The sequence below is a fragment of the Coleofasciculus sp. C1-SOL-03 genome (assembly GCF_040220555.1).
In the GTDB taxonomy this organism is placed as follows: domain Bacteria; phylum Cyanobacteriota; class Cyanobacteriia; order Cyanobacteriales; family Coleofasciculaceae; genus Coleofasciculus.
This window is the reverse complement of record NZ_JAVJUO010000149.1, coordinates 91,237-101,679: the sequence shown is the minus strand read 5'-3', so window position 1 is coordinate 101,679 and position 10,443 is coordinate 91,237. Positions and strand designations below refer to the sequence as shown.

Sequence of the window (10,443 nt, the reverse complement as noted above, 5' to 3'; positions counted from 1 at the left end):
CCCCGACCCCAAGGCAGATTCTCACGCGTTACTCACCCGTCCGCCACTCAACCCGAAGGTTGCGTTCGACTTGCATGTGTTAAGCAGACCGCCAGCGTTCATCCTGAGCCAGGATCAAACTCTCCATATTAGAGTTTTTTTCTAGGCTCCGAAATGTCTCCTATTAATAGGTGACATTTCCAAGTTATCCTTATAAGTTGAGAGAGCTTCAGTTTCCTGATTCCTCTCGAAGTTTTTTGACAAGGAGTTTTGTATACTTGGCTTTCAAACTATTGATTTGTCTTGGTTCGGACGCTTGGGTGTGGAGCGAACTCCGTTTCAAGCGCATTTACCAATGTAGTGGCTATTTCTAGAGTTGTCAACCTTCTTGAGATATTTTTTTTGAGAGGAGGCTGAAATCAACGAGGAGTAAGGGTTTAGGGGACTAAAAAAATTTTAGCTCTACTCCTTTTTACGTAGAGAACTCCTTTCAGAAGACCACTCAGCCACTATGTCGATCGCACTATCCTGTTACACTCAAGTAGCCAATCACCTGCCTACCCTCAGACGAACACAGTCAACTCCCCCGCCCTCGCTTAACCCACGAACCAGGTATTCAGCCGGGACAAACAAGCAAGATGCCAAAATGTAGTGATAGATTTTGACCAAAATTGTGGAGGTCGTGTGAATTTTCAGTCTGTAATTGCTACGTTACACCAGTTCTGGAGCGATCGCGGTTGCCTGATTGCTCAACCCTACGACATGGAAAAAGGTGCCGGCACCAAAAATCCCCACACCTTTCTCAGATCCATTGGCGATGAACCGTGGTCAGTAGCTTATGTAGAACCCTGCCGACGACCAACCGATGGACGCTACGGGGAAAATCCCAATCGCTTTCAACACTACTATCAGTATCAAGTCCTGATTAAGCCATCACCCAACACGATTCAAGAAATTTATCTCGATTCCCTCCGGGCTTTAGGCATTCATCCTGAAGATCATGATATTCGCTTTGTCGAGGATAACTGGGAAGATGCCACTGTCGGAGCTTGGGGAACGGGTTGGGAAGTTTGGCTCGATGGCATGGAAATTACCCAATTTACCTACTTTCAGCAGTGCGGTGGTGTGGACTGTCGCCCAGTTTCCATCGAAATTACTTATGGGTTGGAACGAATCTCCATGTATTTACAAGGAGTCGATGCGATGACCAAAATCCAGTGGAATGACCAGCTTAACTACGGCGACGTTCACCTCCAAGGTGAAATCGAGCAATGTACCTATAATTTCGAGGCGTCTAACCCTGACTTATTATTAACGCTGTTTGGTTTGTACGAGCAAGAAGCCAAGCAACTCATTGACAGAAGCCTTGTCTTACCCAGTCTTGACTATGTTCTCAAATGCTCTCATACATTCAATTTACTAGATGCCAGAGGTGTGATTTCGGTAACGGAACGGACACGCTATATTGGCAGAATTCGCAACTTAGCCAGACGAGTAGCACAACTTTACTTACAGCAACGAGAAGGATTAGGATTTCCGCTCAAGTCATCATCCTCGTCTCAAACGTTATCGGTTTAGGGTTGGCGACTGAACACCTTCGTCATGCTTGTTGTTTCTTTCACACCGTTGTGGTTTGGAAACCCGGTTTAGCTATCCGATGAATCTTGCCAGTGGTTCGCTACTGAGTGTGGCTTATATTCTTGCCTTATTGTCTACAGCCATTGTCGGCTTGCCTACTCGTACTGTTACCTGGCAAGAGTATAGCCTCTTAATCTTGAGTGTAATCGGCATCAGCATACTTTGTGCGATCGCGCTGCCTCGGATTTGGCGCACCGGACCTCGACCTAGATTATGGTTGACCGCTAGCCTGGTTGCGGTGATCGCCCTGTTCTATGTCCAACTGCGATTACCTCAACCTGAATCCAATGACATCAGTCAATTTGTGGCGTCTGGACAGGATACGACGCAAGGGCAAGTTGTCACCATTCAAGGCGAAGTCGAAACCGTTCCTCGACTGACGCGATCGCAGAAGGGACAATTTTGGCTAGAAGCTACCCAACTCACTGAACTGGAAAGTAATGAAAATCGCGGCACAACCACGCGAGGTGTCACAGGTAAGTTATATGTAACGGTTCCTTTATTACAATCTACGGGTCTTTTCCCAGGGCAAACTATTTCTGTCACAGGTGTTTTATACAAACCTAAACCCGCCGCTAATCCTGGCGGATTTGATTTTGCTACCTATTTAGCCAAGGAAGGCGCGTTTGCTGGTTTAAGTGGGCGACAAGTCAGTTTTCCCGATGAAAATCAACAACCAACATGGGGATGGTGGATGTTACGCCAACGTATTATCCATGCCCAAGTGCGTCAGCTAGGAAGTCCAGCCGGTCCCCTGTTGAGTTCAATTGTATTGGGACGCAAAGCTGTCGATTTACCTTATGATATTCGCGACCTATTTATTCAAACCGGATTCGCTCATGTCCTAGCCGCATCTGGGTTTCATGTGTCGTTGATTTTGGGTTCGGTATTAGCGTTAACGAAACGGTGGGGAACAAAAACGCAATTCGGGATTGGACTCACAGCGTTACTGATTTATGTGGGTTTAACGGGTTTGCAACCCTCTGTTCTGCGAGCTGCCATTATGGGATTAGGCGCATTAGTGGCACTGCTGACTCATCGACAAGTTAAACCCTTGGGTTCTCTATTACTCGCCGCGACGATTTTGTTGATTATCAATCCGTTGTGGATCTGGGATTTAGGCTTTCAGTTAAGCTTTTTAGCCACTTTGGGATTGCTAGTCACTGTACCTCCTTTAGTTAAGAATCTCGACTGGTTACCTTCGGTTATTGCCGCTTTAATCGCCGTTCCCTTAGCCGCACTGGTGTGGACATTACCCTTACAACTGTATGTCTTTGGCATGATTGCCCCTTACAGTGTAGTTGCTAATATTATCGGCACACCATTAATTAGCGTAATTAGCCTAGGAGGTTTTCTAAGTGCCTTAGTCGCATTAGTTTCGCCCTTCGTCAGTAGCGCGATCGCGGGATTGTTGTATTATCCAATTCAAGCCTTGCTGGAACTGGTGCGATTTTTTAATGCTTTACCCGGTAGTTCAGTCGCCCTAGGTACGATTTCGCTGACGCAGTTGTTGCTGCTTTATGGCTTAATTGGCATCACTTGTATCAGTTCTCGTGTGCAGCAGCGAGGCGTATTCGCCGGTGTAATTGCTTTAATGATCGTTGTTTTACCTGTTTGGCAATCGAGGCTGGAACAGTTTCAAGTTACCGTCTTAGCAGCTAATCAAGAACAGGTTTTGGTGATTCAGGATCAGGGTCAAGTTACCCTTGTCAACAGCGGGGAAACCGATACCGCCACCTTTACCATCTTACCTTTTTTGCAAAAGCAGGGGATTAATCAAGTGGATTGGGCGGTGGCGGTTGATTCACAACCTCGCCTCCGCAGTGGTTGGGTGCCAATATTGGAAAGTTTGCCCGTCAAGCGATTTTACGACTTAGCCCATTCCGAACCGTTACCCACTGATACACAGGCGATCGCCGAGGCGGTTCAATCCCAAAATGGAATTTATGAAGTCGTGTCAACGGAACAACGTTTAGCGGTTGGTGCTACGGGTTCTGGAGAAAAAACGACGCTTGAATTAATCAAAGCTCAACCCCCTATCGTACAGCTTCAAATTAAGGATCGAACCTGGTTACTCTTGGGAGATATGCCACCCGATGAGCAAAATCAATTCGCTCAACGGGATAATTTGCCTCAAATTCAAGTGCTATGGTGGTCTGGTGAACCTCTCACGCCTCGATTGGTAGACGTACTCCAACCCAAAGTGGCGATCGCATCGGCGGATGTCATTGAACCCCAAGCCGCTAAAGTGTTACAAAATGCTCAGGTTGAATTGTTCTGGACTGGGCGTGATGGGGCGATTCAGTGGACACCTGAACAGGGCTTTGAAACTACCTTAGAGGCTAACCGTACTGATGCAGCGCTTTTCTGAAACCTGACCAAGAAGGTAGTGGACTGACACAGCTAAAATTGTGGAATAGATTTGACGTTTAAACCGGGCGCACGTCAGTGCGCCCCTACAATTCTAATCCACCGAATAACGTGTGTCACGCCAGTAGGAGTAACACTCAGGATTCAGGACTTTGCCAGATTAGGGGAACGACTTACCTGATCAAGTTATGGGGAACAGAAGGAATGACACAGATAGTCTCAAAACAAAAAGACCAACGGCTTACCCACTCTGGAATGAGTTGGCAACAATTCAAACTCCTAGAACAAAGCTTTGCAGAGTCACCAGGAATAAGGTTGTTCTACTATAAAGGAGAAGTAGAAATCTTGGCAGTTTCTCAAGACCACGAAACCTTTAGCCGCTTGATCGGGATTTTGTTAGCCATCTACTTTGAGGAAAAGGGAATTGAGTTCACCCCGACAGGAAGGTTTACCCAAGAGAAAGAAGGGGTAGCCTCAGCACAAGCTGATGAGTCTTACTCCATCGGAACGTTAAAGAACACTCCAGACTTGTCTATCGAAGTGGTCTTTACCAGTGGCAATCTCTCCAAACTGAATCGCTATCAGGAGTTGGGTATACCTGAAGTCTGGTTCTGGGAAGATGGTCTATTTACCTTGCATCATCTTAGAGCGGACGGTTACGAACGAATTTATACCTCTGAGGTACTACCCGATCTAGACATCGACTTGTTAACTCGGTGTGTATTAATGACTTCTACAGTTGAAGCAATGAGGTTTTTTAGACAGGCAATTTCTCAGTAGTAGCAATCTCGATTACAAAGTGCCTTGATTCTATTCCACCATTTTAGCGGTGTCGAACCACTATTCAGTAACGATGAGTGCTATTATCATAGAACAAAGATTTGGAGAGGTGGCAGAGCGGTTGAATGCGGCAGACTCGAAATCTGTTATGGTGTCACAGCCATCGGGGGTTCGAATCCCCCCCTCTCCGTGGAAAAAACCTGAAGGGTGACAAGCTACTTGAGGTATAGGTAGGGTGTAGGGTGTAGGGTGTAGGGAAAAATTGAACTTCTGTCCTGTAGCTTTTCCCTACCAAAAAGGGGGCAGTTAACCCAAATTTAGATATTGACAGGTTGAGCGTCTTGTGATTTAGCTTTAAAGTGATTGATTAAGCCGCCACAAAGCATAATTTCCACCTGACGGGGACTCAGGCTATGAGTCATAGGATATACGATGTCCTTGGTGAGGTTCTTTACAGGAATTGAACGCTCTGCCTCTAACGCCTCCCGTAAGCCAATAATTTCCAGTTCATCCCCTTCGCTGATACTGTCGTAATCCTGAGGATTGACAAACTCTAGGGGCATAATCCCAAAATTCACCAGATTTTGCCAACCAATCCGGGCATAAGATTTAGCTAAAACAGCCACTTGCCCCAAATAACGGGGTGCGATCGCGGCGTGTTCGCGGCTAGAACCCTGAGCATAGTTACTCCCGCCAACAATAACATGACCCCCAGATTTTTCTTTCGCTGCTTCCGCCCGTTGCCAAAATGTCTCATCTTTCATGTAATAGACAAACTGGCTAATGCCAGGAATATTACTGCGATAGGGCAGTACCCGCGCACCAGCAGGTAAAATTTCATCGGTGGAAATATTATCCTCTACTTTCAACAGCACAGGCACAGAAATGTCATTGGGTAAAGCGGTAAATTCGGGGAAGGATTTAATATTGGGTCCCTTTTCCAGTTCCACTGTCCTACCATTGTCCGGCGGAGCCACTAACATATCGGTATTAATGATTTCCGTTTCTGGGGCAATGAATTGGGGATAGGTGATACCAAAACGCTGTTCCAACTCACGCGGATCAGTGATTTCCCCCGTAATAGCCGCCGCCACAGCCGTTTCTGGACTGCACAAATACACTTGATCATCAGCCGTTCCCGAACGCCCAGGGAAGTTACGCGGCATTGTCCGTAAAGAGATTTGATCAGAAGCGGGTGCTTGTCCCATGCCGATACAACCTAAACAGCCTGCCTGATGAAATCGTACTCCAGCATGGATTAAATTCATAAAGGCGTCATCCATTGCCGCTAAATTCTCAATCACCTGGCGGGAGGTTGGGTTGACATCGAAGGATACGCGATCGTGAACAATTTGTCCTTTCACAATTTGGCTGACTATCCAGAAATCACGCAACCCTGGATTTGCTGAGGAACCAATCACCACCTGATTAACAGGGCGTCCCTGCACTTCGGTAACCGGAACAACATTTCCAGGACTACTGGGACAAGCAATTAAGGGAACCAGTTCCGACAAATTAATCATGTCATAGACATTGTATTCAGCATCCTCATCGGCGACAAGTTCTACCCAATCCTGTCCTCGCCCTTGAGCCTCTAAAAATCGCTTAATTTCACCATCAGAGGGAAAAACAGTGGTCGTGGCACCCATTTCCGTTCCCATGTTGGCGATAACATGGCGATCCATGGCACTGAGTTGGGCAAGTCCGGGTCCATAATATTCAATAATCATGCCCCGACAGCCGTGGACATCGTAGCGGCGCAACATTTCCAGGACAACATCTTTGGCACTAACCCAATCGGGTAATTTCCCCAAAAGTTTCACACCCAAGACTCTGGGCATTTTCACAAACATGGGTTCCCCCGCCATTGCCATTGCCACATCAATTCCACCCGCGCCAAAGGCTAGCATTCCCAGGGAACCTGCTGCTGGCGTGTGACTATCAGAACCAATCAAGGTTTTGCCGGGAATACCAAAGCGTTCCATCTGAACGGGATGGCTAACACCATTGCCAGGGCGACTATACCAAATGCCAAACCGTTGACAGGCGGATCGCAAAAACAGATGATCGTCGGCATTCTTATAGTCGGTTTGCAGGAGGTTGTGATCGACATATTGTGCCGAAAGCTCAGTTTTAACCCGATCAATACCCATAGCTTCTAACTCCAGCATGACCATGGTTCCTGTGGCATCCTGGGTCAAAGACTGATCGATCCGGAGGGCTATTTCTGCACCAGGTTCCATCGTGCCAGAAACCAGATGAGATTGAATCAGTTTTTGGGTGACATTCAAGGGCATGAGTTGATCTCCTGCTATTTATACTGAGTCGTTGGTTAGACAATAGCAGGTTAAGGTTTGGGACAATCTCTATCCAAAGAGTAGTTCAAGTGATAGCCTTCCATGCTAAATCATCGATTATGGCTGGGTTGCTGATCGCAGGACGAGGTAAAAACTATAATCCCAAATTGGAGAGATGATAGATAATTAAGGTAATCAGGGACAACTAGCCACCAGGACAGCCATGACTCAACGACACTGGCTCGATATTACCGAATATGTTTGTATCGGGGGTTCATTTTTGGGAACCGCGATCGCCGCCGCGACTCAGCAAGTCGTCTACGCTGCTACCCCCCTAACCTTGACGCTGGGGGTGAATGTCCTAAATCGTCAACGGTTGCATCAACTCAACCGTGAACACCAAGATACCGCGATCGCGCAGGTGTACCACAACTTAGAACCGATTCACGAGGAATTCTCTCAACTGGATATCCAGACTCAGGAGCGTATCAGTCACCTTAAGGATGTTAATGCTCAACAGTATAAGGCGGCGATCGCGAAAATTCATCAGCTAATCGAACCCCTGAATCAACAACTGATTCAACTGGATAGCCGCAGCCAAAAGCAACTGGAACAATTCAATAGCGCGAATCAGCAACAACATGCGGAAATTATCGCCCACATCTATCAACTCATCCATCCCCTGCACCTGCATCTTAACCAACTCGACGAGACAACCCAACAGCGCGATCGCCAAACCCAAACCCAACTGGATCAATTACACGCATTACAACACCTGCAAGCGGAAGGAATTCTGGCTTATATTAACCCCCTCATTGACACCCTCAACCAGGAACTGATTCGCCTGGATAGCCAAACTCAAAAGCGATTTGCCGAATTTAACGCCGCCAATCAGCAACAGCATGATGCGATTATTCTCCAAGTTCAGCAACAGCTTGAACCCTTAAAAACTCAACTCGACACCTTAACCCCCCAGGTTAGCGACCAAGAATTAAAGCTGGGACAATTAAAAGACGCGATCGCCAAATGGTATGACTACATTGAACCCCTGAACCAGCAAGTCTCTCATCTGGAAACCAACGCGCAACAGGTCAATTCCCAGCGACACCAACAGATTGAACAACTCAAGGAAACTATTGTTCAACTTCAGAGGACAATTCATAAACTGCAAGACATTAAGCACAAAAATCGATTACCCTCGTCATCCCCAAATGCCTCAGACACGCCAGAACATTCCTTCCTGTCTCTGGCAATGTTAAGACATGAACTTGACGCCGGACTTCAGGGAGTGGGCAAAAATATTCATCAGATTAGTAATTCCCTGCAAGATGTATGGACGGGACTAACCACACTGGAAACTCGCACCGAGTCTGGTTTAATTACCCAGAACTGGCATTGTGTACAAACCTTAACTACTCATTCAGGTAAAGTTAATGCAGTGGCAATTAGTCCCCAAGGAGAGACTTTTGCCAGTGGCAGTGATGACCAAACCCTGCGACTCTGGCAATTAAAAACGGGTCAGGAGATGGGAATTATGGCTAAAAACTTTGCCTGGTTTAATGGGGTAAAATCAATTGCGTTTAGCCCGGATGGGAAACGGCTTGCCTGTGGTAATAATGATTATACGATTAAAGTGTGGGCGTTAGATAGGGGACAGGAACTCTATACCCTCATGGGACATTCGAGTTCAGTTAAATCCATTGGCTTTAGTCGAGATGGGCAACGTTTAATTAGTGGAAGTGATGATCGAACGATTAAATTGTGGAATCTGGCAACGGGTAAAGAAATTCCTTTATCAATTCAGCATTCCGATTGGCTAGGGCGAGTTAACGCCGTGGCAATTAGCCCCAATGGTCAGATTTTTGCCAGTGGGAGTGATGATAAGACGATTAAGGTTTGGGATTTAACCACAGGTCAATTGATGATGACGTTGAGTGGACATAAAGCGGCGGTTAAGGCAGTGGTATTTAGTCCTGATGGAAAAATGATTGCCAGTGGTAGTGCGGATCAAACGATTAAGCTTTGGTATTTGGGAACGGGTAAAGAAATGAGTACCTTGTCGGGGAATTTTGGTTCGGTTAATGCACTGGCTATGAGTCGGGATGGAAAGGTTCTGGTAAGTGGGAGTTCGGATGAGACGGTTCAGCTTTGGCAGTTAAGTACAGGGAAAATTATTGATATTCTGAAAGGGCATAAGGGTGCGGTGTATTCTGTGGCGATCAGTCCGGATCGAAAGACTGTAGTGAGTGGGAGTTCGGATAAAACGATTAGGATTTGGCGCTGTTGATGATGGGGGTATTGGGATTATATTTTAACGCTCCAGGGACGCAGAGGAAAGCGCAGAGGGACGTGGAGAATTGGAGGTATTTGAAGTGAAATGTTATAAAATTGGAGAAATAATCGGAAATGATATAGCTGGATAGCAGGTGAGTTGAGCGATTAGTTACTCATAATGATACCTACACCCTAAAAAATCAATCTGAACATTTTCAACTCGATAGACAAGTCGATGCTCTAGGTCAATGCGCCGTGACCATATATTTGCTTGCATATACTTCAAAGGTTCAGGTTTACCAATTCCAGCAAAAGGATCTTGCATGACAGCCGTAACTAAATCCAATATTTTTGAGGCTTTCTGAAAATCGTGCTTAAACCACCAGGCTAAATCTTCTTTGAATTGAGAGCTAAAACCAGGAATTCGAGTCACGACTACTGGCTTACTCTGTTCAGATTCAGATTTCTTTTTCTTTTTCTTGCTCAATTCCTAACTCCTGCTCAAGTTCTTCAATGGTTTGAGGTTTAATTTTTCCGGCTTTAGACTCCTCTATAGCATCCAATAACCGACGAGCATTGGCAGGTGATCTAAATAGATAAACAGTTTCAACTAAACTGGTTAAATCAGACTCTGAAATCAAAGCAACATTTTCACCATCACGGCGGTTTATGATATAGATCTGATGATTTTGTACTACCTGTTCTAATAACTGAAAAAAGCCATTTCGTGCCTCTGTTGGGGATGTGATTTCGTAGGGAAGCATAAGCTGATGTACATAGTTATGTTCATTTATTATAAGCAATGCGCCCTGATCAAGCCAAAATAGAGACGAAGGCTTGATATCCCTTGGCTGATGAGCTATTGTCTCAATCCTCACTGCGATCGCGCCCACAACCCAGATGGGATGTGGTTTTGTCGATGTCTTGGTTGCTGGCTAGCTACTGTTGTGAGAGGGATATCGCCGTTTCACAACGATTGGCTGGTGTGAGAGTTTTGGATTCACAAATCACCACAGCGACTCATTGGAGTAAATACCCTTACACGTTTGTGGATCTGTTTACACTAGCACTGGTTGTGTAAGCGATCGCTGATTTACTAGAAAGT

8 protein-coding genes, 1 tRNA gene and 1 rRNA gene are annotated in these 10,443 nt (G+C 46.0%); 6 read left to right on the top strand and 4 right to left on the bottom strand.

Going from position 1 to position 10,443, the window contains the following annotated elements:
- Positions 1-130: ribosomal RNA gene (locus RIE73_RS24315) — 16S ribosomal RNA — on the bottom strand; the annotation flags it as partial.
- A 533-nt stretch (positions 131-663) separates the two neighbouring features.
- On the opposite strand from RIE73_RS24315, the gene glyQ reads away from it, so the two are divergent.
- The 4 genes from glyQ (at position 664) to RIE73_RS24295 (ending at position 4,957) form a co-directional block, all read left to right on the top strand.
- The gene (gene glyQ, locus RIE73_RS24310; RefSeq protein ID WP_446403629.1) at positions 664-1,557 is read left to right on the top strand and encodes a glycine--tRNA ligase subunit alpha; all 894 of its coding nucleotides are present in this window, start codon (positions 664-666) and stop codon (positions 1,555-1,557) included.
- 79 nt (positions 1,558-1,636) lie between these two features.
- A complete protein-coding gene (locus RIE73_RS24305; protein WP_446403632.1) occupies positions 1,637-3,988 on the top strand; it encodes a ComEC/Rec2 family competence protein in 2,352 nt (783 codons plus the stop codon).
- Positions 3,989-4,191: 203 nt separating this feature from the next.
- Positions 4,192-4,767 carry a Uma2 family endonuclease gene (locus tag RIE73_RS24300; RefSeq protein WP_446403628.1) on the top strand — a complete coding sequence of 192 codons (576 nt, stop codon included), beginning with the start codon at positions 4,192-4,194 and terminating at the stop codon, positions 4,765-4,767.
- 103 nt (positions 4,768-4,870) lie between these two features.
- Positions 4,871-4,957, top strand: a tRNA-Ser gene (locus RIE73_RS24295).
- A 127-nt stretch (positions 4,958-5,084) separates the two neighbouring features.
- Here RIE73_RS24295 and RIE73_RS24290 read toward each other — a convergent pair.
- A complete protein-coding gene (locus RIE73_RS24290) occupies positions 5,085-7,064 on the bottom strand; it encodes an aconitate hydratase (protein WP_446403627.1) in 1,980 nt (659 codons plus the stop codon).
- A gap of 223 nt (positions 7,065-7,287) precedes the next feature.
- Between RIE73_RS24290 and RIE73_RS24285 the strand changes: the two genes are divergently transcribed.
- Entirely contained in the window at positions 7,288-9,351 is a 2,064-nt protein-coding gene (locus tag RIE73_RS24285; RefSeq protein WP_446403626.1) for a hypothetical protein, read from the top strand.
- Between the two features lie 156 nt (positions 9,352-9,507).
- Here the strand turns inward: RIE73_RS24285 and RIE73_RS24280 are convergent, their stop codons facing one another.
- Together RIE73_RS24280 and RIE73_RS24275 are read right to left on the bottom strand one after the other, a co-directional pair.
- Positions 9,508-9,825 carry a Txe/YoeB family addiction module toxin gene (locus tag RIE73_RS24280; protein ID WP_446403625.1) on the bottom strand — a complete coding sequence of 106 codons (318 nt, stop codon included), beginning with the start codon at positions 9,823-9,825 and terminating at the stop codon, positions 9,508-9,510.
- Complete coding sequence (locus RIE73_RS24275; RefSeq protein ID WP_446342410.1) at positions 9,797-10,102, bottom strand: type II toxin-antitoxin system Phd/YefM family antitoxin; 306 nt, start codon at positions 10,100-10,102, stop codon at positions 9,797-9,799. Before RIE73_RS24275 ends, RIE73_RS24280 begins: the two co-directional genes overlap by 29 nt.
- A gap of 83 nt (positions 10,103-10,185) precedes the next feature.
- On the opposite strand from RIE73_RS24275, the gene RIE73_RS24270 reads away from it, so the two are divergent.
- Complete coding sequence (locus RIE73_RS24270) at positions 10,186-10,419, top strand: hypothetical protein (protein WP_446403624.1); 234 nt, start codon at positions 10,186-10,188, stop codon at positions 10,417-10,419.
- Positions 10,420-10,443 lie beyond the last annotated feature (24 nt).

Excerpts from the sequence above, each read along its gene's own strand:
- RIE73_RS24305 (WP_446403632.1), top strand. The coding sequence starts at position 1,637 with ATGAATCTTGCCAGTGGTTCGCTACTGAGTGTGGCTTATATTCTTGCC.
- RIE73_RS24300 (WP_446403628.1), top strand. The coding sequence starts at position 4,192 with ATGACACAGATAGTCTCAAAACAAAAAGACCAACGGCTTACCCACTCT.
- RIE73_RS24290 (WP_446403627.1), bottom strand. The coding sequence starts at position 7,064 with ATGCCCTTGAATGTCACCCAAAAACTGATTCAATCTCATCTGGTTTCT.
- RIE73_RS24285 (WP_446403626.1), top strand. The coding sequence starts at position 7,288 with ATGACTCAACGACACTGGCTCGATATTACCGAATATGTTTGTATCGGG.
- RIE73_RS24275 (WP_446342410.1), bottom strand. The coding sequence starts at position 10,102 with ATGCTTCCCTACGAAATCACATCCCCAACAGAGGCACGAAATGGCTTT.